Origin of the sequence: Candidatus Leptovillus gracilis, from assembly GCA_016716065.1 — a bacterium.
In the GTDB taxonomy this organism is placed as follows: domain Bacteria; phylum Chloroflexota; class Anaerolineae; order Promineifilales; family Promineifilaceae; genus Leptovillus; species Leptovillus gracilis.
Window position 1 is genome coordinate 84367 of the sequence record JADJXA010000010.1, and the last position, 21480, is coordinate 105846.

Consider the following 21480-nt stretch of genomic DNA (forward strand, 5'->3'; position numbering starts at 1 on the left):
GCACCTACTTACTGGCGACGCGGGTTCAGCAAGTCATTTAACCCATCACCCAACAAGTTCCAACCAATGCCAAACAAAACCAGCGCCAGTGAAATGGGGATAAACGTCCACCAATAAGCCAGTGGATTGCCCCCCAATCCGATGATATAGTCGCGGGAGGCTACCAGCATCACCCCCAGGTCACACTGCCGCCGAAGCCGATGAAGATAAAGGCCGAGGCCAAGATCACGGAACCACCCACATCTCTGGCCCCATACACAATGGCCGGTGAGATGACGTTGGGTAGTAAGTGTCGCCAGATTATGCGCCGATGACTGGCGCCCAGGGCGCGCGCGGCTGTTACATAATCGGCCTGCTTTTGCTGGATGACCATGCCGTTAACCAGCCGTGCGTAGGGCATCCAGGCAAACAGGATCAGCGCCAGCATGATGGGGTCCAGGTCCAGCCAGATAAAAGCCCGCTCCCACCCGAGATACATCTCCGGCAGTGTCAGCGGGTTGAAAATACGACCGAAAAGAAGTCGCTGAAAAAGCCAGACAGCGGCGATAACCGGAAAGGTGAGAAAGGCGTCGGTAAAGAGCATCAGTCCTTGCTGCACAATGCCGCCCGCGTAGCCGGAAATCAGGCCGATGAGCAGCCCCAAAACGGCCGTTGTCAGCGTCACCGTCAGTCCAAACCGCAAAGCTGACCGCGTGCCCCATATCAGCGTGTAAAAAACATCCCACTGCTCAAAGCGGTCCTGGCCCGGCGTGAAGCCAAATCGGGCCAGATTCGCCAACTGCCCCACCGAACCAAGAGGACTGTCGCCGCCGGGCGGCTGCGGTAGTCGATCAAATGTGCGGTTGACGCTTTTAAAGGGCGATGGGTTAGCCGGGTTATCTGGCGGGGCCAGCCAGGGCGCGGCCAAAGCCACAAATAGGAATCCACCGACTAGTAAAAGAGCCAGCCAGTTTTGCTTACGTCGGAAAAACCTACGCCAGGCGATCATCGTGATGCCTCGGCTGCCTCGCGGTCGCGGGGATCGGCGATGGCTTTGAGAATGTCCAGCAAGACCATGATGGGGATGACCAGCAAGACGCTGTAGACGGCGAAAGCCAGGGTCAGGGGGGCATCGGGCACGCCGGACATGCCCATGACCAACAGTTCCGATAATCCTTTCAGGCCGAAGATCACCTCAATGACATAAACGCCGGTGATGATGGCCGCGGCCGAAAGTGCTGTGCTGGTCAGGGCGGGGGAAACAGTGTTGCGGAAGGTGTGCCGCCAGACAATGGAGCGCTGCCGCAGGCCACGCGCGCGGGCAGATAAGACGTAATCTTTGTCTTTTTCTTCGATGATGAGGGCACGGGTGACACGCCCCAGGGTGGACCAATGCAGCAGGCTCAGTGTAAAAACGGGCAAGACCAGATGGCGAAAGGCGTTGAGGGTGACATCTAAACGGCCGTTCAACAGCCCATCTAGCGTCAGAAAACCAGTGTGAGCGATGAAGGTGGAACTGCTAAGGCTAAGGCCGGGAATGCTGGAGCGCCCTGGGGGGAACCAGCGCAGTCCGACGTAAAAGACAGACAATAAAATCAGCCCCAGGATATAAGGAGGAATAGACGCACCGATAAATGCAGTCAGGCGAAACAGGCTGTCACCCCAACCGCCGGGCCGCCATCCGGCCACGACGCCGTTGAATAAACCCAGGGGGATAAACAGCAGCAGAGAATAGAAGGTAAGCTCCAGGGTAACGGCCGTGCGCGCCAACAACACCGGCCGTACTTCGCTGCCCAACGTCGGACTCCATCCCCAATAGCCACTCAGCCAATTTTGCGCCCAACGGCCGTACTGTACCCAATATGGATCATTCATGCCTTGCTCGGCGGCAATCCGCTCCAACTCGAAGGCGATTTGCGCCGGCGTCAGGCGGCTGGGTAGGCGCGGCGGCAAATAAAGCGCCGCCCGCTCACTCGGCGGCGCCAACAGGATAATGCCGTAGAGGAACATGGTGATGATGAGCAGGGTGATGGGGATGGTGATCAATCTACCCAACAGGTACTTTTGAAAAGGGGTCATGGCTGCACCTCGACCGGTTTTGGCTCAGGGCGTTTCGTCGCAGCCCACCAGCCGCACATTGCTGACGCCCCGGAACAGGCAGTCGGCCGACTGACGGCCGTCCTCAGACGTGATTGTCATGATAACATAACTGCCATACTGCGCTTGCCGCTGCACCACCGGCGCTGCGCCAAACTGCATCCGGTGGGCGTCGAGCCAGGCTTGCGCCTGTGGCTCTGGGTTGGGGAAACAATCGCCACAATCTTCCGGCTCTGTCTGGCCGGTGAGCAGTCCGATGAGGCCACTGGTGTAGGGTGGTGAGGCATCGTAGCAGTGGGACAACTGTTCGTTGACAACCCGGCAGTTGATCCAGCCGCCAGCGGTGAATACGGCCGTGACGTTGGTTGTTGTTGACACAGCGTCAATCTCGCTCAGGGTCAGCATGTAGTCTGGGCCTAACAGCTCCCGCACCCCTTTTAAGGCGTTGTAATTCACCCCCTCGCGCCGGCTCAATGCAAACAGGTCGCCCTCATAACCACGGCTGCGTTCGATGGCCTGGTGAACCAGAGGCACGGCCTGCCAGGAGCTGCTGCCCATGATCTGGGTGGTGAGGAAGGCAGCCAGGAGAACGATGGGCATGGGCAGCAGCAAGCCTTTCCAGACCTGGGCGTTGGGCCAACGGCCGTCGCCCATTTCGGCCTGCAAACCAAATAGCCGGACCTCTTGAAACACGGCCAGCACCACCGCCGCCAACATGAGAAAAAACCAGCCACCACAATGCTGATGATGGCTAAGGCAGAAAGGTCTACAAAGGGATAAACATTGAGACCCCAAAAGTTACGGTTCACCAACCACACCGTCAGAGTACGTATCTGGTACGGTTGGAAGCTAATGATGAAGGAAGAGAGAACGGCCGTCACCAACCACAACAACACCGTCACCACACTGCGCCCAATTCGCGCCGTCACCCAACCGGTTAAGCCACCCAGCCCCATAATTAGCAGGCCAGACAACAAAATGCTGCCATATTTTAGCGTTACTGGCAGATTGCCCAGCGAGTAGACCTGCGGCCCCCACACCCCCAACGAGATAAACAGGCCAACCATCAGGCCATTTAAAACGGCCAGTCTATCGTTCACCGGCCGAACAGATTCACCGTCGGACAACAACCCCGCGCCCCCTTTTCCCCGATCGTTTATTTGGAGCGACGCCATCGCCTGACCCCTCCGACAACCGCCACCGCGCCCAGCAGAAGCCCGCCGCCAAACAGCCAGGGTATCACTGTTTTATTGGCAGGTGTGGTGGGAGAAACGGCCGTAGACATTGGCGTTACCGTCGCCGCAGCAATTGGCGGATGTTCCTCCGGCCGTAAACGCATCTGCAACACAGTACGCTCTGTCAGCGGTGTACCATCCCAAATTCCCCGTTTATGGGCCAAAAAAGCCGTCAGCGCCAGATACTCTTCATCGGTCAGCCGTCCCGGCATTTCCAGCGGCATCGCCCCCCGTGTGTAATAATACACTTCGCCCAACGTATCAAAGCGCGTCAGACCATCTTCGCCCACCAGCGGTGGAACCACAGTCGGAATCAAAAAACCATGCGGTTCCGGCGGATTGCTGCCATGGCAGCCCGAATTCCAACAATACTGCTCTTCCTCCGGGTATTGCTCGCGCCACTCATCCGTAAGCCCTTGCCCCACATCGCCATGACAGGGTAAGCAATATAACCAATACAAATACGCCCCTTCGTCCGCCTGCGTCGGGTTTTCCACCGTTGGCGGCGCCGCCAGCCGGTCCACTGTCGGCGTCGGTTGTACAACAAAAGGGGTGGGAGTCGCGGTTGCCATACGGATCGGCGTCGCCGATGGTGGCGGCAAAGCATGAACTGCCGGAAATGGCGCAGCCAACCCCATCGCCGCCGCCATGAACAGCATGATCGGCCCAATGAACAATAACAATTTACGTATCATCACAATCCACAAAAATAAAAGCGGGCCACCTGAAGCAGCCCGCCTGTTTTATAACCATGCCAACGCTTGAACGAACGTAACAATTCACCACGTAGGGCACAGAGATTAAACCTGTAAAGCCTCCGTGTCTCCGCGGTGCAATCCCACATGGGCTGTATAGATACGAACGAACAAGCTGTTTCGCTGCCCAGTTTTGGCGTACTCCTATGGAGGAGAACAAGCCGACCGCCCAACTACCTTCCGCGCATTTTAGGATCAAGAATGTCGCGCAGCGCATCTCCCACCAGATTCCAGCCCATGCCGTAAAACAAAAGAGCCAAACCCGGAAATACAATGATGTACCAATGTTTATCCAGCGTCAGAATCCAGGAGCGGGCAAAACTCACAAGCTGCCCCCAGTCTGCATACCCTTCTTGTACGCCAATCCCCAGGAAGCTGAGCGCCGCAAAACTCAATACAATCGCCCCCATGTCCAGCGACAAGACCACCAGCGTGGGGTAAATCGCATTAGGCAAAATATGTCGAGTGATCAGGTGAATGTCACGCGCACCGCTGGCCCGCGCCGCCTGCACATAATCCCGTTCCTTGGTAGACAAGATGTCACCACGCAGCAAACGCGCATAGCCCGTCCAGCCAAAAACAATCAGCGCAATCGAAGCCGGCCAGATACTTCGGCCGAAAATCGGCACTAAAATCGAAGCCAGAATCAAGGCCGCCACCAAGAAAGGAAAGGCGATAAAAATCTCTACCACACGCATTAACGTTTCATCTACCCAACCGCCATAAAAACCGGCCGTGGCCCCAATAAGCATACCGATTAGCGCCGATGTTGTTACCACCATCGTACCCACAAACAACGCCGTGCGGCTGCCCCAAACAACGCCATACCAGATATCGTACTGACCACTGGTAGTACCCATCAAATGAACCCATTCCTCATGACCCGTAATACCGTACCAAAAGGGTATGGTCTCCGGGGCGTTTCGTACCCAAGGCGTCCCTGGCGGCTGTGGCTCGGCGCTGAATCCGGCCCGCGGCACCAGCCGCGTATTCCAGTTGGCGTTGATCGGTGGGGCCAATACAGGCGCAAATATGGCTACGAGAATAAAACCAGTAAGAATGATCAGGCCAGCAACCGAGAGTGGATTGGTGACAATCCCTTTTAAGAGCCGTGCCCACTCCGGACCCAACAGCTTTTCCAGCCGACTCTGTTCATCCAAATATTCGTCTTCAAGTTGCACAGGCGAAGAAGCAGCATTCGCACTCATGTTTTAACCTCCACAAACTACTCCAGGCGTACCCTGGGATCGAGAACACCATACAAAATATCAACTAGAAGGTTGACAAGGATGAACAAACTGGCTGTAAACAAAGCAAAACCAAGCATTGTTAGAACGTCCAGACTCAACGCCGCCGCCGCCGCCGCCGACCCTATGCCCGGCAGGTTAAAGATCGTTTCTGTAATGACCACGCCGTTCAAAAGGCCGGCAACGGTTGCTCCGGCAATGGTTGCCACCGGGATCAACGCATTTTTCCGCACATGCCGGTTTACGACCACTTTCTCGCTCAACCCTTTGGCCCGCGCTGTGGTTACGTAATCCTGGCGCAGCGCCTCCAACATGGAGGAGCGCGTCACTTTCAGCAGCAGCGCCCAAGATAGATAAGAAAGTGTAATGACTGGCAAAATCAGGTGACGCAAGGCATCCAGGAATATGTCAAATCGTAGATTTAGCAAGGCGTCTACGCTCATCATCCTGGTGTAGTTCACAAATTCTGGCTTGAGAACTTGTTGGCTGAACTGCGTAGACAAACGTCCGGGAGGAAACCAGCCTAATTTCGCATAAAATATCAACAGCACCAACAACCCAAAGACAAAGGTTGGGAAAGAATAACCCAGAATCGCAATGATACGCGCCAACTGATCCGGCCATTTGTTGTGGTTTAGGGCCGCTTTAATTCCCAACCAGATGCCGATAAACACGATAGGAAACATACTCCATAGAGCCAATTCCATGGTCATGGGAATGCGACGTTTGAGCGTGTCTACCACTGGCTCGCGCCCAGTGCGCGAATAGCCTAAATCGCCGCGCAGAACCCCACCAATGGTTTCACCGTTTATAGGGTCTGTCCGGCCGACCAGCCAGGACCAATACTGCTTATAGAACGGGTCGTTCAGGCCATACCGCTTGATAATGGCATCCAATGCCGCATCGGAATGGGGCAGGTCCTTCACGTATAATGCCGAACGCTCTACAGGCCCTAACACCTGCAACATGGCAAAAATAAGAAGCGTTACCCCTAGCAAAATAATGGGTAATACCATAAGCCGTCGAAGTATGTAGGCTGTCATCCTGAAGGACCTCCCAATGGATTGGAATTTCTAAACCTTTTGTCACGTATGCCATGAATCCATTTGATTCGTGGCATACGTGGTAAAACGTTTCTCAGTTGTTAAAAAGGGTTGGTGGAGCTTTGCATACAGTGTATGTCAAAGCTCCACCAAGGGTTCATGGGCAGACAATGCTTCTCAGTTTTGTCTGAAACAATCAATCGTTCAGACCTGGTTGAGCAAGCGTTATCACGCCATTGGTATTGTTACTCGTCCAGACTCATGGCGTAGTAATAGGGGGCAAACGCGCCAACCCGATTGTACCAGCCTTGCACCCAACGTTGCTCGTAGCGGTTGCTCAACGCCTGGGCGCCGGTGATCTGGATGGCCGTGTCGTAGTGCAGCTGCTGCAATTCAAAGTAGATAGCTTCACGTTCGACCGGATCGGAGGCCAACACGCCGCGGGTAACCAGGTCGTTGAATTGGTCTACCAAATCTTGCGGCAGATTTTGGCGGCCGGCAAATGTGCCAACGGTGAACGGCTGCGCCCAGTTGTGCGGGTCATGGATATCTTCGACCCAGCCGCTGACAGCCAGCGGCAGTTGAGCGGCGCGGAAGGAGCGCAGCAGCGTCGGCCACGGCACACCTACGATCTCAACCTGGTAAGCCGGGTTGATGGTACTGAGATTGGCTTGCAGGATTTCACCAATAATCTGGCGGGTGGTGTTGCCGGTGTTGAAGACAACCTGTACGCGGAAGCCATTCTCGGCCACAGCGCCATCCCAGGCCATTTCCAATTCAGACGCGCACATGTCCATATCAAACTGAACGTACGGACCATCCGGGTTGTAACCGAGCATGTCCTGAATGATGGGGCCATTATTGCGGATGCCCTTGCCATTCAACGCCTCAGCGATGTAGGTGTCATAATCGAAGCAGGCACGGAAGGCCTGACGCACATGAATGTCGGAGAAGAAGTCGGCCGGAACGCCATTGCCATCCAGTTTACCGCTGCCGATGTACGGGTTGTTGCCCTGGTCATCGGTGACGACATTGAAGTTCATGAAGATGTCTGTACGGCTGACGCTGGGCAGATCGGGCCAGACACGCAATGTCCCTTGCGGATTGTCGCTGGGCACGCATTCATCGGTGTGGTAATCGCAGATTTCGCCTACCAGCGGATCAACCTGGGTGTAGTTTTCCAGCGGAACGCTGACCCATTCAGCATCACCAGCCTGCAAAGCAGCAAAGCGGGTACCCCATTCGCTGACGTTCTTGATAATAACAGTCGAGACTTTGGCGACGCCAGAGGGGCCATTTTCCCACATTGGATCGCCTTCTGGACGCCAGTAATTCTCGTTGGCGACCATCACGATCTCTTCGTTGGGGGTCCAATGATCCAGGATGTAGGGGCCGGTGCCATTGATTTTGTCGGTGATCGGGCTGTTTTCGGCGCCAGGAGCATAGTAATTCTGCCAAGTGGCGCAATCGCCGTCCCAGTCACCCTGGGCTGCGGTCCATTCTTGATCCAGCACGTAGCTAAAGCCAGCCATTGTGGACAGGAAAGGTCCCCAGGGTTGGGCCAGGTTGAAGGTGACAGTGCCGGCCGCATCATCGGGCACAACGGCCGCTTTCACAACCTCGCATACACCGGCCAGCGTGTCGGCGTCGAGCGCTTTCACGGCGTCAGGATCACCGGCAATCGCACACTCTGGGTCAATGCCTTCGGTCACGTCGTAGCAGTTGCTGTAACCCAGGATGGGTTCCAACCACAGCCACTGCGGGCCATTGGGGTCAGACTGGAGCAAACCACGCCAGAAGGTGTAGGCCACGTCGTGGGCTTCCAGCGTACCGCCATCGTGGAAAGTTACACCCGGACGGATGTTGAAGGTGTAGGTGAGGCCATCTTCAGAAATCAGGCCATTATCCAGGCTGGGGACTTCCATCGCCAACACAGGCACGTAAGAGGTGGCGTCTTTGTGATTGTAGAAAATCAGGGGTTCCATCACCTGCATGATCACGCCGCTGCTGGCGGTATCGTAGGCAAGATTCGGATCCAGGGTGTCCGGATCGCCAAACAAGATTTCGGTATACGTGCCCGGATTCGGGGCGACAAAGCTAACGGGCGCAACTGGTTCCGGCGTAGCCGTTACCACAATTTGTTCCGTGACAACACGGGTCACTTCCACCGATTCACCAGCTTCGGTGACGGTTTCGGTAATGACGCGGGTTACTTCTACGGGCACTTCTTTGATGACTTCAACTGTTTCTGGCTGACAGGCCACCAGCAAAACAGCAAAAATCATCATCAAGGCCACTAACAGGCTCATTTTTTTATTAAACATCTAACTAAACCTCCTCCAAATTTTGCATAAAAGTAAAACGTTAACGCTTGTAAATTTTTGTCAGCTGCACTTTGTTCAGGCATCACCTCCTTTCATAAAGGCTTGGCGGTTCACCATAGAAATGTGTTCATTCAGGCAGACCTGGCAAGTTTTTAATATCTGCCAGATGAGTACATCTATAGAAATTTATCGGCGTGATGGCAGGCTACCATGTGCGGTTTTGTTTCTGTGCCCAGATTGCGGAATTCCGGGTCTTCCTGGCGACAAATATCGGTGGCGAAGGAGCAGCGGGGGTTGAAACGACAACCGGCGGGGGGATTGGCCGGGCTGGGGACGTCGCCTTCGAGAAGAATGCGCTTTCTGGTGGCTTCTTTGTCTGGATCGGGAATGGGAATGGCCGACAGCAGCGCCTGGGTATAAGGATGCAGCGGATGGTCATACACTTCATCCCGCTCGCTTAACTCGACGATGCGTCCTAAATACATCACGGCGACCCGGTCGCTGATGTAGCGGACCATTGATAGGTCGTGGGCGATAAATAAATAGGTGAGGCCGAGTTCGGACTTTAAGTCGTCCAACAAATTGACGACCTGGGCCTGGATGGAAACATCCAGGGCGGAAATGGGTTCGTCGGCGACGATGAAGGAGGGGTTGGTGGCCAGGGCGCGGGCGATGCCAATGCGTTGGCGCTGGCCGCCAGAGAATTCGTGGGGGTAACGTTTGACAAAATAGGGGTTCAGACCGACCACGCTCAGTAGTTCTTGCACGCGCTCTTTGCGGCTGGCGGCGTTGCCGATGCCATGAATTTGCAGCGGTTCACCGACAATGCTGCCTACCTGCATCCGGGGATTGAGTGAGGAATAGGGGTCCTGGAATATCATTTGCATGTGCCGTCGTTTGCGGCGCAAATCGTTTCGCTTGAGAGTGGTCAGGTCTTCCTGGCCGAAATAAACTTGCCCGTCTGTGGGGGCTAACAATTGCAAAATTGTGCGGCCGGCGGTGGATTTGCCACAGCCGCTTTCGCCCACCAGGCCCAGCGTTTCGCCTTTGTAAATGTCGAAACTGATGCCATCAACGGCCTGAACTGCGCCAACCTGGCGGCGGAAGACGCCGCGGCGAATGGGAAAATGTTTTTTGAGGTTTTTGACGCTGATGAGGACTTCTTTGCTGCCGTTGTTGTTTGTCTGGTTCATGCTGTCGCTCCAACAGGTGCAGTTTGTTGTTGCAGGTCTTCGGCGGTGATACGCACACCGTCATGGATGTCTTCCCAACGCCAGCAGGCTGAATAATGTTCTGGCGCTACGGCTTCTAATGGAGGGTTTTCTTCCCAGCAGCGCTGTATGGCATAACGGCAGCGTGGGGCAAAGGGGCAGTGCTTGGGTTCTCGGAGCAGATCGGGGGGCAAACCCTGAATAGGGATCAGGCGTTTTTTCTCTTTGGCGTCAATTTTGGGCAGCGATTCCAGCAGACCTAAGGTATAGGGGTGGCTGGTGTGGCGATAAAGTTCACGGACGGGGGCCGACTCGACAATGAAGCCAGAGTACATGACGGCGACTTTTTCAACGACACTGGTGACGACGCCCAGATCGTGGGTGATCCAGATGATGGCCATGCCGAGTTGTTTACGCAAGCGGGTGACCAAGTCTACGATTTGGGCCTGGATGGTGACGTCCAGGGCAGTAGTGGGTTCGTCGGCGATGAGGAGGGAAGGGTTGCAGGAAAGGGCCATGGCGATGCCAATGCGTTGGCGCTGGCCGCCGGAGAATTGATGGGGATAGTCGTCTAAACGTTCTTTGGCGTTGGGCAGGCCGACCAGGACAAGCATTTCGGCGGCGCGTTCGTTGGCTTGGTCGCGGTTCATGCCCAGGTGGAGTTCCAGGCCTTCGGTCATTTGGCGACCGATAGTTAGCACGGGGTTGAGGGAAGTCATGGGGTCTTGGAAGACCATGGCCATTTCCCGACCACGTACATGGCGTACTTCTTCTTTGGAGAGTTTAAGAAGATCACGGCCGTTAAAAAAAACTTTGCCCGCTTCTACCTGTCCCGGTGGGGTAGGTATCAAACCCATGATGGAAAGGACACCGACGGATTTGCCGGACCCACTTTCACCGACAATGGCCATTGCCTCACCCTCGTTCAGGGTGTAGGAAATGCCATTTACTGCATGAACAATTCCTTCTTCGGTGTAAAACCTGGTTACAAGATTTTCAACTTCAAGTAAATGGGTCATGTTTCCCCGTTTGACGTGAGATAGTTTGTTAATTTGTTTGGCTGATGCGCAGAGTTAAAATCAGGAGGATTGGATTAACACCGAACATCGTTCCTTTCCCTTGCAGTTTGAAACTATACCCGAACAAACGGGACTTAACAAGTGTTAAGGTTTGACCACAAAACAGGAAATCTTTCCCGTTTTGCCAGTCTGGCGCTCATAAAAATTCTATAACAGTTGGCATTGTCTGTCAATCTGGTGTCAAATAAGGGTCAATTCAGGGGCGACGGCCGTCTGTGTGAATCACGGCCGTAACTACCCAATTAACACCCGCGCTTCGGGGTACTGCACCAACTGCTTAGATGGTTCCTGCCGGAACAGGGCCACGGCAATGGTCAATGCTCCCAATCGTCCCCAGAACATCATAAAAATAATGATGATCCGGCCAAACAGGTTCAACTCGCCAGTAATGCCCAACGATAAACCGCAGGTCGCCAGAGCCGAAACCACTTCAAACAGCACTTCATTCAGAGCCAGATCGTGCGTTAGCAAAATGAGCCAACTGGCAATAAAGACCAGGCCCAGGCTGATGCTCAACACGGCCGCGGCGCGGCGCACCGTCTCGTCCATAATCGTGCGCCGCCGAAAGCGCACGGCCGTCCGACCTCTGGCCGAACTCCACAAAGCCATCGCCAGCACGCCAAACGTGCCCGTGGTAATACCACCGCCCATCGAAGCTGGGGCGCAGCCGATAAACATCAACATCATCACCAATAAGCGGCTCTCCGGCAAAAGCTGATCAAAATCTTCCAACCCAGGGAATCCGGCGGTGCGCGCCGACACGGACTGAAACCAGGTATGAACAAGCCGGTCCCGAATGACCGCCTCGCTTAAAACACCATCCACCTGCGTTTCGGCCACCAGCAGCCCCACCCAGCCCAGCACAATCAAAAACACAACCACAATCAGCGTCAGTTGGGTGTGCGAAGAGAGCGCCGCCGCGCGCGCCACTGCGAAAAATCCAAAAAAACCGGGATACCCAGGCCGCCCAACAAAACCAGACCGCCCAAAATAAGCAGGGTGATGCTGTCGCCAGGGATGCCGCGTGGATACTGGGGCAGGCCGGCAAACAGATCAAATCCGGCGTTGCAGAAGGCTGATACCGCATGGAAAATGGCATAAAAGAGGGCCTGGTCGGCCGACACAATGCCACTGATGCGCCAATGCGCATACAACAGCAGCGCGCCAATGCCTTCGATAACCAGGATGCCCACGATGACGCGCCGCAGCAGAAACAAGATGGCCGCCGGTTTATCCAGCCCCAAAGAGCTGGAAACGGCCAGGCGGTCTAACAGCGAAATGCGCCGACCGAGGAGCTGCAGTGTCAGGGCGACCAAAACCATGTACCCCACGCCTCCTAGTTGGATGAGGATCAGCAGGATAACCTGACCCAGAAACGTAAAGTCGGTGCTGGTTGTCAGCACCGTTAATCCGGTAATGGCCGCTGCCGATGTAGCCGTAAACCAGGCATCCATAAAAGTGATGGGACGGGTGGTCATGCCTGGCAGCAAGAGCAGCATCGTCCCAATGGCTACCAGGACCGCCAAACCCAATACCAGGCGAGCAGGCACAGACAGATGCGGCCGTCGTCGGGCACTTTTCACCGGCTGGCGCAAGTGTTCGATGCGGGTTTTAGGCCGCGCGTGTTGGCTCATGTCAGTTTGCTGAAGCGGGTGATGGATTGGTTGTCGCCAAAGACGATCAAGAGATCGCCCTGCTGCAGAATGGTGTCGGCGGTGGGGGAAATAAGCACCTCGTCGCCCCGTTTGATGAGCAAAATAGTCAGGTGGTGTTTATTACGCAGATCGCTTTGGGCCAGACTTTGCCAGGTCAGACACATCGGCAAGACGATTTCGGCGATGGCGTAGCCCTGGCTCAGGTTAAATTTTTCCAGCAAGGTGGGGGTACTTAGCTCTTCGGCCAGACGGCGGGCGCTGTTTTGTTCGGGCTGCACCACCATGTCGGCGCCCACGCGCAGCAAAATCTCTTTTTGTCGGCTGGTTTGTGTCTTGCAGATAACCCGCCGCACGCCCAGGCTTTTGAGCGAGGCTGTGGTGAGGAGGTTGGCTTCAAAATCGGCGCCAATGGCGACAATGACGGTATCGAAGGAACCAATATCTACGGTACGCAAAGCGTCTTCATTGGTAGAGTCCAGAACGGCCGCATGGGTCACTTCATCGGCAACGCTTTGCACCAGTTGGGCATTCTCGTCAATTGCCATTACGGTTTGGCCGTTTTCTTCCAGCGCGCGCGCCAGGCTGCTGCCAAACCGCCCTAATCCGATCACTGCAAATTCCTGGGGCTGCTTTTTTGCCATCAGTAAAACCTCGGACCTGTGAAATGCTGCTGGTAGCTGTGAACCGTATTCCGTGAACCGTATTGCGTCAATGGCATTTCGTGAATCGTATTCCGTTAAGGCATTTGCCAGAGTTAGCGCCCACCGATTACGGATTACCAACTACGGACCACCGACTACGGCACTAGTATAAAGAGGTTTTACGGCCAGGCAAAGAAGCTCGCTGACGTTTTAGAGAGCGTGGGGTAAACTAATAGCTGAAATTTATGGACTGTGAAGGATGATGCGTGATGTCGAAGAATTCTAAATCGGGTTTGTACCGGCGGTATCGGTATCAATCGAATGCGACGTTGGTGGGGTTGGTGGTAACGGCCGTTCTTGTCGGCGTTCTGGCATTTACCACCACCTGGCCCTTTTACCTGGTGTGGGTCTTGTCGTTGACGGTTACAACATTCATGTTGTTTGGCCTGGACAAAAGCCTGGCCGTCGCCAATCAGAAGCGCGTGCCAGAAATTGTGCTGCATTTGTTTACGCTGTTGGGTGGGTTTGTGGGGCAGACCGTGGGACGGGCCATTTTTCGGCACAAGATCAGCAGCCAGAAGCGGTTGGTTTTTAACGTGGTGCTGCTGTTAGCCGTTGTCTTACATGCCGGCATCATCTATTGGCTCTATTTTTCCGGCTGAACCGCGCACCGTCCGGCTTTTCAGCTCTCGCCGCCAACTCACAATCCGCCGTCTAACGGCCGGTAGACGCGCTGTTAACAAAAGCGCCAAAATCAGCGCCAGGAAAAGCGGCTGCGTGTACGCCTGCTTCACCAGCAGCACATAATGCAGCACAGCCAAAATTCCGGCCAGATACACCCAACGGTGCAGAGAGGTCCATCGCTTGCCCAACCGCTTCATCATCCCCTGGGTAGAGGTTAGCGCCAGGGGCAACAAGATGAGAAAAGCGGCCAAACCGACCAGCGCGTATCGTTTTTCCACGATGGCCTCGCTGATGAGGGGCCAACTCAATCCATAATCCAGCCAGACAAACGTCAACAAGTGCAGCACGACGTAAGCAAACGCATACAGCCCCAAAATACGGCGCAGCGGGTGGAGTTGGTTCCAGCCTAAGATCAATTTGAGCGGCGTTACGGCTAACGAAGCCAGCAGCAGCAAGATGGCCGCCTTCCCGGTACGCAGCGTAATTTCGCGTACCGGGTCGGGGCTAAAATTGGCTGTCTGCCAATCTAGCAGCAGCAGCGTCAGGGGGATAAGCGCCACCAGATGGCCGCCAATGCGTAACAGCCGGGTTTGCAGTTTACGATCCACTTTCATACCCCTCTAAAAATTCGCCCGCAGGTTCATGCCTTCATACAGGTAAGCCACCTGCTCCTCGTAGCCATTAAACTTTAGCGTGGGGCGTCGGCTTAATTCGCCGATGCGCCGTTCATTGGTCTGCGACCAGCGTGGGTGGGCTACTTCAGGATTGACGTTGGCGAAGAAACCGTATTCGTTGGGCGCGGCGTCCATCCACAAAGAAGAGGGTCTTTGCTCCACCAGATCGATTTTGACAATGGATTTAATGCTCTTGAAACCATACTTCCAGGGCATTACCAGGCGAATGGGCGCGCCATTTTGTGGCAGCAAGTCCTTGCCGTAAAGGCCGGTGGCCAGCAGCGTTAGCTCGTTCATCGCCTCGTCCAGACGCAGCCCTTCGACATAGGGCCAACTGAACCAGCGGCTTTTCTGACCGGGCATGTTGTCGGGGTCGTATAGGGTCTCGAAGCGCACGTATTGAGCGTTGGCTGTGGGCTGGACTTCTTCCAGGAGTTTTGCCAGGGGGAAACCCATCCAGGGAATGACCATGGACCAGGCTTCCACGCAGCGCAGCCGATATATGCGTTCCTCCTGGTCGAATTTAGTGCGCAGATCGTCTACATCATAGACGCCCGGATTGTTCACCAATCCGCCGATGGTGACTTGCCAGGGAGAGGTGACGAAATTTTGCGCTAATTTGGCCGGACCATCTTTGTCGGTGGAGAACTCGTAATAATTATTGTAGGTGATGATGTCTTCGTAGCTGTTGAGCGGATCGCCCAGTTCATCGGTAGTGGCGCTGGTTGCGCCGGGCATGGACTGCGTGTCGCCAACCGGGGCGCGACCCTGGGGGGTGTTGGGGTTGGGGCTGCATGCGGCTAACAGTGAACCGGCGGCTACGGCCGTTGCCCCCTGTATAAACTGACGACGTGATAAATACAAGGATTCCGGCGTAATTTCGGAAGATGGTAGTGCATAAGTGGCACGTTTTTTGATTAGCATTCGTTTCCCTCGCAGATAATAGATTTATCGGTGCTGCCCTTCAAGAAGCTAAACGGTAAATGAAGAGTATGATATTTTTCTAAAGAGAAGATGACAAAATGATGACAAAACTGGGCATGGTTCAAAATAGCCATCAATAGACTTTATCGGCAATAAGATTTTGTCCACAGATTTTGACATAATACTAAAGCCGATACTATCTATTACACCTCGGCACAAATAACGCGCGAGTTTTTTGTTGGGCGATTTTGTAAATCGCCCCGGAACGATTTGCAAAATCGTTCTACAAATTGTCGGCTTATTTCTGCCATTGTGTACGATTGATCTTTGCAAATTTTCTGAAGTTACGTGGAGGTTCACGGAGATTTTAGAGGGGAAGCAGGGTTTTTCTCCGTCGTTGCCTAAACCGCCGCTCGCCATGCCCACAAATGGCGCTGCACCGGGTCGCCGGTCCGGGCGGCCAGGTTGTCGCGCCAAAAGGGTCCATCTGGCAGCCCGGTCACCTGGGCGACGACTGGATAAAAGGTGTAGTTTGTTAGCAGACCCGGATAAGAGGGTGAATCGGCAATCTGTTGGTAGGGCGGGTCGGTGTGGGGCAGCCAGGTAACGGCCGTTTCTGCCACCGCCAATTCTTCCTGCAAACAGCGCCGGGCAGCGGAGTCCAGCGCTTCTCCCGTTTTTATTTTTTCAGAGGGGAGATGGTTGCGGGCACGGAAACGGCCGTTTTCCATCTCCTGCTCTATTTCCAGCAGCACGCACGCGCCGCGGCGGATGGTAATTTGCACCACCGCCACCTCCCGGCGCGGTGGATTGTCGGCCAGCGTGCAGTCACCGCCGCGCAGCTCTTCCCAAAGGTCAGCCACGCTTTTGGCCGCGCCTGTGCCCCACGCCGACGTATCAATGCCCCGCGCCGCCAGCCAATCGGTTAAGTCATTTACTGTTTCCATTGTCACAAGTAAAGAAGTTTAGTGTTCAGTGTTCAGGTGTAAATGCTGTTCGTAGAGCGCCAGATTGGCCGCAAAATCCCGACGGCCTAGACCCAGGCGCACATGCCCATCACCGTACCCCAGGCAGCTGCTCGGCAGCAGTAAAATGCCCGCCTCGGCCGCCAGTTGGTGGCAGTAGGCGGTGGCCGAGGGCGCGTTCAGCCCCACCAGGGCCACCGAACCGGCCAGCGGCGGCCGCCAGTCGAACATCTGCGGCCAACGGCCGAAAAACGCCTCGGCCACCGCCAGATTCCCGGCGATGATAGCCTGATTGCCAGCAACCAACCGCTGGTGGACGCGCAGGGCGGTCTGCGCCAGAAATTCGCTGGGGCCGGGTGGGCAAATGGTGGTGTAATGCTTCCAGTTGATCAGCCGTTCGCGCAGATCGGCGTCCTGAATGAGCAGCCAGCCAGAGCGCAAACCGGGCAGCCCGTGCGTTTTAGACAAACCGGCCAGAACGATGGCGCGTTCATACAACGTGGCCGCCGAGGGCAGCGTTTCCTGGCCGGGCAGTTCCAGACCGCGATACATCTCGTCGCAAAAGAGCCAGGCTCCATGCCGCCGGGCAATGGTGATGATCGCCTGCAATTCTTCGAGTGTGGGCAGAAAACCGGTGGGGTTGTGGGGGAAGTTGACAATCAGCAGGCGGGTCTGGTCGGTGACGAGATGTTCCAGGCGGTTGAGGTTGAGCTGCCAACGGCCGTTTCCCCCCTTTTCCACCTCCCAGCGGCTCACGTTGCCCGTCACATGCTGCGCCAGATTCAGCAGCGAATCATATGCCGGCGTCAGGACGACGACGTGGTCGCCCGGCTCCAGCAGCGTGTGCAGCGCCAGGAAAATACCCTCCTCCGGGGCAGTCACCACCACCACGTCGTCCGGTGACCAGGCTGGATAAAGGGCGGCGATTTGCGCCCGCAGCGCCGGACTGCCCTGCGATTCCGTGTAGCTCAGGCGCAAATCCAGCAGCCCACCCGATGGCTCCCCGGCCAGGGCCAGCAGTTCGCCCACGGTCAGCGCCTCGCAGTCGGAAGCGCACAAAATATGGGGCGTGCTAAATTCGTACACGGCAAAAAATTGTTCGATGGTAAAAGGGGCAATGTGCATAAAACCGCCTCCATTCAGACCTGTCTGGTCTTTGTCTTTCACGCTATCATAGCGCAACAAACCCTTTGGAGCATGATTTTTATGAGCAACATCCTGGTCTCTGGTCTGATCAACATCGAAACGACGTTGAAAGTGGATGGGTTTCCGGTGCAGTATGAGCCGGTGCGCTATCCATTTTGGGGCGTCCACAGCGCGGTCTCTGGCGTTGGTTACAATGTCGCCAAGGCCCTGACGACATTGGGTGATACGGTGAGTTTACTGTCGTTGATTGGAGGCGATTTGTCCGGGCAGACAGTGGCGCGAGCGTTGGCGCAGGCGGACATCTCGGCCGATTGCGTCCTGGCGCAGTTGGCGCAAACGGCCCAATCGGTGATTTTATACGAGCCGTCGGGCCGGCGGCAAATTCACGTGGACCTGAAGGACATTCAGGAACAGGTTTATCCGCTAGACCGGTTCGATGCAGCTTTGGCCGGCTGTGATTTGGCGGTGCTGTGTAACATCAATTTCAGCCGCCCACTTCTGGCGCGCGCCCGGCAGGCGGGCGTGCCCATCGCTACCGACGTGCATACCATTGCCGATCTGGACGATCCATATAACCGGGAGTTTATGGCGGCCGCCGATGTGTTATTTATGAGCGATGCGAAGCTGCCTTGCCCGCCAGAAGAGTGGGCGCGGCGGCTGCAAGGGCGGTTTGGCACGGCCGTTATCGTCATTGGCCTGGGCGCAGAGGGGGCGCTGCTGGCGGTGAAGGGGGATGGCGCGCTGGAAAGGGTAACGGCCGCTGCCACCCGCCCCGTTGTCAACACCATTGGCGCCGGGGACGCTCTCTTTTCTGCCTTCATTCACATCTACCACCAGACTGGCAATCCTTACAACGCTTTGCGCCAGGCGGTGGTCTTTGCCTCGTACAAAATTGGCGAAACCGGCGCGGCCAACGGCTTTCTAACTGCCGCCGAACTGGCCGCCTGGGTGGATCGCCTAAATTGACGTGTGAAAGACTTCACAAACACGGCCGTTGTGTGCTACAATGATGCAGTGCGTCATAAAAAGAGTATAGCTAATCTGAACCACAGAAGGAGATGCGGGCAATGTTAGAAGTTGTCATGCCAAAAAATTACCTCAATTTATTTGCCGGGTTGGTAAGCCTGGCTTTTGAACGCCTGGCGACGGTGGGTAAAGCCCTGCCGGAGCAGCCAGAAGTTGTAGTAACAGAAGTTGCGAAAACCGAAGCAATAAAAAAAGAAGTTGTAGAACCATTGCCGCCAGTTGCCACGTCGGTAAAACCGGACGATCTGACCCTGATCAATGGCATTGGCCCGACGTTTGCCCGGCGGTTAAACGAAGCCGGCATCAATACCTTCGCCAAGCTGGCCGCCACCAAACCAGAAGAGGTGAAGGTCATCGCCAAAGTCGCCGATTGGCAGGCCGTTGATCCGGCCCATTGGGTTGCGATGGCGAAGCAGTTGGCCTAGGTCGAATCATTTAAGATGCAGTTTGCAGCGCCAACGGCCGTTTACCTCCGAAAACAGTCGTTGGCGTTGATGTGAGGGGCTGTTAGCAACGGCCGTCTCTGGGCTTGTGGGAGCCAACACAAAAACAGCCTCACAACTGATGTCAACCACCCTGGTCGGTTTCGGGAAGGAAACCGGTCCAGGGTGGTTGCTTTTTGGAGCAGCCATGAAATCAATGAAGTGCCCCTACTGCCGCGGCGAAATGCGCGAAGAGTTGTTGGACTACATCGTAGAAATGGAAAACGGCCAGCAGCTTCGCCTGGAAGAAGTGCCCACCTGGTACTGCGAAAAATGCGACTACACCGAAGTGGAAGAAGAGGTCGGCGAAGCTATCGAGGACATGTTGGAACACCTGGATACGGTGCAAGGGGAGGAAGAAGAGTAAGAGGTGTTCAGTGTTCAGTAGTCGGTGTTCAGTGAACACGCAAGTATGCCTGTTTCACTTAGGCGCTGTTGATGTCCCCGTGCCAGAGGCGCTGCATTTCTGGCGATGTCGCCAGCAGGTGGTCCAGCGCGCCCTGGGCTTCGATACGGCCGTCTTTCAGCACCACGATCTGGTCCGCCTGCTGCCAGGCCAGCCGCCGGTGCGAAACCACCAGGCAGGTGATTGCGGATATTTGATTGCGGATTTCGAATTGTTTTCCATCCCGCAATCCGACATCCGCAATCCGCAATGCCAACAATCGTTCCCACAACGTCTTTTCCGTCTCCACGTCCAGGGCGCTGGAGAGGTCGTCGAAGACCAACAGGTCGGCGGGGCGGGCCAACATGCGGGCGGCGGCGGCGCGCTGCACCTGTCCGCCAGACAGCCGCACGCCGCGCGGCCCAACGATGGTGTCCAGCCCGTTTTCTAACTGGGCGATGTCGGCGGTGAGAACGGCCGTTTCCACCACCCGCTCCATATCCACCGCATCCTCCGGCATACCCAGCAGAATGTTGCGGCGCAATGTCTCGCTGAACAGGCGCGGCGCTTGGGGCGTATAAGCGCTGCGCGGCGGCGTGAAGAAGGTCGCCGGGTCCGTCACCAATTCGCCGTTCCACAAAATCTCGCCGCCATCTTGGGGCAGCAGCCCCAACAACACCCGCAGCAGCGTCGTCTTGCCCGACCCGATCCGCCCGGTGATGACGGTGAAGGAGCCGCGCGGGATGGTGAGGGAGATGTCGTGGATGCCGTGTTGCGTAATCCGTAATCCGTGAGCCATATTCCGTGAGCCGTATTCCGGGTTGCCGGTTCCGATTGACGGATTACGGTTCACGGAATATGGAAAACGATAAGATAGGTTTTTCACTTCCAACACTTGCAGGGGGGTAACGGCCGTTGCCCCTGCTGCCTCCACCCCTCTTTTCTCCGTGCCCGCCGTGCCTCCGTGGTGCATCTCTTCATGCAAATCGGCATGGGCCACCAGGCTTTCCGGCGGGGCGTCTGGGGTGATGGCCTGCATCCGGTCCAGCACCACCCGCTGCTGCGCCACCTCGGAAATATAGCTGCCGATGGTCGCCGGAAAGCGGCTGACGAAGAACAAATAGCTGCTGAACAAGACAAAATCACCGACGGTAAACGTGCCTTGCGCCAGACCAATCCCGGCCATCACCACCATCAGCGCCACCGCCACATCGCCCATGTTGTCGGAGATGGCCTGGAAAAGGGCATAGAACACGCCGTAGCGCACGTTGGTGCGGCGACGTGTTTCATTCAATTCGTCGAAGTAGGCCAGCGTGCCGGCCTCGGCATCGGCGATTTTGAGGGCCTGGATGGCGCCAAACATTTCGCCCAGGAAGCCGGTGACGCGGCTGGAGGCGGCGCGGCTGGCGTGGCTGTAAGTAAGGAAGCGCTGCCAGGCAAAGCGGTTGAGGAAAAAAACGCCAACGAGTGGGATGAGGGTAACGGCCGTGATCAACGGCGCAATACGGAACATAATCGCCAGGGCAAACAGGGTGAACAACCCGTGCCCAACCAGTTCGGGAATCCAGGTCGGGAAATCGGCGAAGTCGCCCAGGTCGTTGTTCAGGCGGTTCATGGCATCGCCGGTGGACACCGGCAGCGGCGATGCGCCCGGTTTGCGCAGCACGTTTTGGGTGATGTTCTGGCGCATGAGCGAATTCCCGGCCATACGCACTTTGGCGCTGCCCCAATGTCCAGCCGTGTCGGCCCCCAGGCGAATGGTCTCGGTAACGACCAATAGCGTCAGCAGGAGATAAATGGGGGCGATGGCTTCCGCCTCGCCGGTGAGTTGATCATACACCGACCTTTCCAGCAAGCCGGGAATCAGCCGGGTGACAAAGGCGTAACTAATGCCCGCCACTCCCACCAGAAACGCCCACGGCCGAAAA

The 21480-nt window shown here is 56.0% G+C and carries 21 protein-coding genes and 1 pseudogene; 5 read left to right on the plus strand and 17 right to left on the minus strand.

Annotation, left to right across the window (positions count from 1 at the left end; all coding sequences use genetic code 11):
- Window positions 1-8: 8 nt before the first annotated feature.
- The 4 genes from IPM39_20750 to IPM39_20765 are packed head-to-tail and all read right to left on the minus strand — an operon-like array spanning window position 9 to window position 2793.
- Entirely contained in the window at window positions 9-170 is a 162-nt protein-coding gene (locus tag IPM39_20750) for a hypothetical protein (protein MBK8988465.1), read from the minus strand.
- On the minus strand, window positions 170-988 hold the full coding sequence (locus IPM39_20755) for an ABC transporter permease (GenBank protein MBK8988466.1): 819 nt from the start codon (window positions 986-988) through the stop codon (window positions 170-172). The genes IPM39_20750 and IPM39_20755 overlap by 1 nt, the downstream gene beginning before the upstream one ends.
- Window positions 985-2058, minus strand: coding sequence for an ABC transporter permease (locus IPM39_20760; protein MBK8988467.1), 1074 nt, complete (start codon window positions 2056-2058; stop codon window positions 985-987). Before IPM39_20760 ends, IPM39_20755 begins: the two co-directional genes overlap by 4 nt.
- Before the next feature lie 24 nt (window positions 2059-2082).
- Window positions 2083-2793: a hypothetical protein gene (locus tag IPM39_20765; protein MBK8988468.1), complete on the minus strand. Its 711-nt coding sequence runs from the start codon at window positions 2791-2793 to the stop codon at window positions 2083-2085.
- Between the two features lie 135 nt (window positions 2794-2928).
- Between IPM39_20765 and IPM39_20770 the strand changes: the two genes are divergently transcribed.
- Window positions 2929-3099, plus strand: coding sequence for a hypothetical protein (locus tag IPM39_20770; GenBank protein MBK8988469.1), 171 nt, complete (start codon window positions 2929-2931; stop codon window positions 3097-3099).
- Between the two features lie 133 nt (window positions 3100-3232).
- Here the strand turns inward: IPM39_20770 and IPM39_20775 are convergent, their stop codons facing one another.
- The 8 genes and pseudogenes from IPM39_20775 to IPM39_20810 form a co-directional block, all read right to left on the minus strand.
- Entirely contained in the window at window positions 3233-4006 is a 774-nt protein-coding gene (locus IPM39_20775; protein ID MBK8988470.1) for a c-type cytochrome, read from the minus strand.
- Window positions 4007-4239: 233 nt separating this feature from the next.
- Window positions 4240-5274, minus strand: coding sequence for an ABC transporter permease (locus IPM39_20780; protein MBK8988471.1), 1035 nt, complete (start codon window positions 5272-5274; stop codon window positions 4240-4242).
- Between the two features lie 17 nt (window positions 5275-5291).
- On the minus strand, window positions 5292-6356 hold the full coding sequence (locus tag IPM39_20785) for an ABC transporter permease (GenBank protein MBK8988472.1): 1065 nt from the start codon (window positions 6354-6356) through the stop codon (window positions 5292-5294).
- Window positions 6357-6601: 245 nt separating this feature from the next.
- On the minus strand, window positions 6602-8680 hold the full coding sequence (locus IPM39_20790; GenBank protein MBK8988473.1) for an ABC transporter substrate-binding protein: 2079 nt from the start codon (window positions 8678-8680) through the stop codon (window positions 6602-6604).
- 176 nt (window positions 8681-8856) lie between these two features.
- Window positions 8857-9873 (minus strand): dipeptide ABC transporter ATP-binding protein, encoded by a 1017-nt coding sequence (locus tag IPM39_20795; GenBank protein ID MBK8988474.1) that lies wholly within the window; start codon window positions 9871-9873, stop codon window positions 8857-8859.
- The gene (locus IPM39_20800; protein ID MBK8988475.1) at window positions 9870-10910 is read right to left on the minus strand and encodes an ABC transporter ATP-binding protein; all 1041 of its coding nucleotides are present in this window, start codon (window positions 10908-10910) and stop codon (window positions 9870-9872) included. Before IPM39_20800 ends, IPM39_20795 begins: the two co-directional genes overlap by 4 nt.
- Before the next feature lie 294 nt (window positions 10911-11204).
- Window positions 11205-12604, minus strand: a pseudogene (locus IPM39_20805) (potassium transporter).
- Complete coding sequence (locus IPM39_20810; GenBank protein MBK8988476.1) at window positions 12601-13266, minus strand: TrkA family potassium uptake protein; 666 nt, start codon at window positions 13264-13266, stop codon at window positions 12601-12603. The pseudogene IPM39_20805 and the gene IPM39_20810 overlap by 4 nt, the downstream one beginning before the upstream one ends.
- Window positions 13267-13535: 269 nt before the next feature.
- On the opposite strand from IPM39_20810, the gene IPM39_20815 reads away from it, so the two are divergent.
- On the plus strand, window positions 13536-13928 hold the full coding sequence (locus tag IPM39_20815) for a DUF1294 domain-containing protein (GenBank protein ID MBK8988477.1): 393 nt from the start codon (window positions 13536-13538) through the stop codon (window positions 13926-13928).
- Here IPM39_20815 and IPM39_20820 read toward each other — a convergent pair.
- The 4 genes from IPM39_20820 to IPM39_20835 form a co-directional block, all read right to left on the minus strand.
- Window positions 13887-14564: a sulfoxide reductase heme-binding subunit YedZ gene (locus IPM39_20820; protein MBK8988478.1), complete on the minus strand. Its 678-nt coding sequence runs from the start codon at window positions 14562-14564 to the stop codon at window positions 13887-13889. The genes IPM39_20815 and IPM39_20820 overlap by 42 nt on opposite strands.
- A 6-nt stretch (window positions 14565-14570) precedes the next feature.
- Window positions 14571-15548 (minus strand): protein-methionine-sulfoxide reductase catalytic subunit MsrP, encoded by a 978-nt coding sequence (gene msrP / locus IPM39_20825; protein MBK8988479.1) that lies wholly within the window; start codon window positions 15546-15548, stop codon window positions 14571-14573.
- Window positions 15549-15949: 401 nt separating this feature from the next.
- The gene (locus IPM39_20830; GenBank protein MBK8988480.1) at window positions 15950-16495 is read right to left on the minus strand and encodes an NUDIX domain-containing protein; all 546 of its coding nucleotides are present in this window, start codon (window positions 16493-16495) and stop codon (window positions 15950-15952) included.
- Window positions 16496-16513: 18 nt separating this feature from the next.
- Window positions 16514-17638, minus strand: a complete 1125-nt coding sequence (locus tag IPM39_20835) for an aminotransferase class I/II-fold pyridoxal phosphate-dependent enzyme (GenBank protein ID MBK8988481.1) — start codon at window positions 17636-17638, stop codon at window positions 16514-16516.
- A gap of 81 nt (window positions 17639-17719) precedes the next feature.
- Between IPM39_20835 and IPM39_20840 the strand changes: the two genes are divergently transcribed.
- The 3 genes from IPM39_20840 (at window position 17720) to IPM39_20850 (ending at window position 19534) form a co-directional block, all read left to right on the plus strand.
- On the plus strand, window positions 17720-18625 hold the full coding sequence (locus IPM39_20840) for a carbohydrate kinase family protein (GenBank protein MBK8988482.1): 906 nt from the start codon (window positions 17720-17722) through the stop codon (window positions 18623-18625).
- A gap of 92 nt (window positions 18626-18717) precedes the next feature.
- Window positions 18718-19110 carry a hypothetical protein gene (locus tag IPM39_20845; protein ID MBK8988483.1) on the plus strand — a complete coding sequence of 131 codons (393 nt, stop codon included), beginning with the start codon at window positions 18718-18720 and terminating at the stop codon, window positions 19108-19110.
- A gap of 205 nt (window positions 19111-19315) precedes the next feature.
- The gene (locus IPM39_20850; protein ID MBK8988484.1) at window positions 19316-19534 is read left to right on the plus strand and encodes a YgiT-type zinc finger protein; all 219 of its coding nucleotides are present in this window, start codon (window positions 19316-19318) and stop codon (window positions 19532-19534) included.
- A 58-nt stretch (window positions 19535-19592) separates the two neighbouring features.
- On the opposite strand, the gene IPM39_20855 is transcribed toward IPM39_20850, so the two are convergent.
- Window positions 19593-20771: an ABC transporter ATP-binding protein gene (locus IPM39_20855; protein MBK8988485.1), complete on the minus strand. Its 1179-nt coding sequence runs from the start codon at window positions 20769-20771 to the stop codon at window positions 19593-19595.
- Window positions 20772-21480: the final 709 nt, after the last annotated feature.

Bases quoted from the DNA above. Each gene is read 5' to 3' on its own strand.
- IPM39_20835 (MBK8988481.1), bottom strand. From the start codon at position 17,638: ATGCACATTGCCCCTTTTACCATCGAACAATTTTTTGCCGTGTACGAA.
- IPM39_20780 (MBK8988471.1), bottom strand. From the start codon at position 5,274: ATGAGTGCGAATGCTGCTTCTTCGCCTGTGCAACTTGAAGACGAATAT.
- IPM39_20765 (MBK8988468.1), bottom strand. From the start codon at position 2,793: ATGTTGGCGGCGGTGGTGCTGGCCGTGTTTCAAGAGGTCCGGCTATTT.
- IPM39_20855 (MBK8988485.1), bottom strand. From the start codon at position 20,771: ATGGGCGATGTGGCGGTGGCGCTGATGGTGGTGATGGCCGGGATTGGT.
- IPM39_20750 (MBK8988465.1), bottom strand. From the start codon at position 170: ATGCTGGTAGCCTCCCGCGACTATATCATCGGATTGGGGGGCAATCCA.
- IPM39_20815 (MBK8988477.1), top strand. From the start codon at position 13,536: ATGTCGAAGAATTCTAAATCGGGTTTGTACCGGCGGTATCGGTATCAA.
- IPM39_20790 (MBK8988473.1), bottom strand. From the start codon at position 8,680: ATGTTTAATAAAAAAATGAGCCTGTTAGTGGCCTTGATGATGATTTTT.
- msrP (MBK8988479.1), bottom strand. From the start codon at position 15,548: ATGCTAATCAAAAAACGTGCCACTTATGCACTACCATCTTCCGAAATT.
- IPM39_20830 (MBK8988480.1), bottom strand. From the start codon at position 16,495: ATGGAAACAGTAAATGACTTAACCGATTGGCTGGCGGCGCGGGGCATT.
- IPM39_20800 (MBK8988475.1), bottom strand. From the start codon at position 10,910: ATGACCCATTTACTTGAAGTTGAAAATCTTGTAACCAGGTTTTACACC.
- IPM39_20770 (MBK8988469.1), top strand. From the start codon at position 2,929: ATGATGAAGGAAGAGAGAACGGCCGTCACCAACCACAACAACACCGTC.
- IPM39_20845 (MBK8988483.1), top strand. From the start codon at position 18,718: ATGCGGGCAATGTTAGAAGTTGTCATGCCAAAAAATTACCTCAATTTA.
- IPM39_20820 (MBK8988478.1), bottom strand. From the start codon at position 14,564: ATGAAAGTGGATCGTAAACTGCAAACCCGGCTGTTACGCATTGGCGGC.
- IPM39_20760 (MBK8988467.1), bottom strand. From the start codon at position 2,058: ATGACCCCTTTTCAAAAGTACCTGTTGGGTAGATTGATCACCATCCCC.
- IPM39_20795 (MBK8988474.1), bottom strand. From the start codon at position 9,873: ATGAACCAGACAAACAACAACGGCAGCAAAGAAGTCCTCATCAGCGTC.
- IPM39_20840 (MBK8988482.1), top strand. From the start codon at position 17,720: ATGAGCAACATCCTGGTCTCTGGTCTGATCAACATCGAAACGACGTTG.
- IPM39_20785 (MBK8988472.1), bottom strand. From the start codon at position 6,356: ATGACAGCCTACATACTTCGACGGCTTATGGTATTACCCATTATTTTG.
- IPM39_20810 (MBK8988476.1), bottom strand. From the start codon at position 13,266: ATGGCAAAAAAGCAGCCCCAGGAATTTGCAGTGATCGGATTAGGGCGG.
- IPM39_20775 (MBK8988470.1), bottom strand. From the start codon at position 4,006: ATGATACGTAAATTGTTATTGTTCATTGGGCCGATCATGCTGTTCATG.
- IPM39_20850 (MBK8988484.1), top strand. From the start codon at position 19,316: ATGAAATCAATGAAGTGCCCCTACTGCCGCGGCGAAATGCGCGAAGAG.
- IPM39_20755 (MBK8988466.1), bottom strand. From the start codon at position 988: ATGATCGCCTGGCGTAGGTTTTTCCGACGTAAGCAAAACTGGCTGGCT.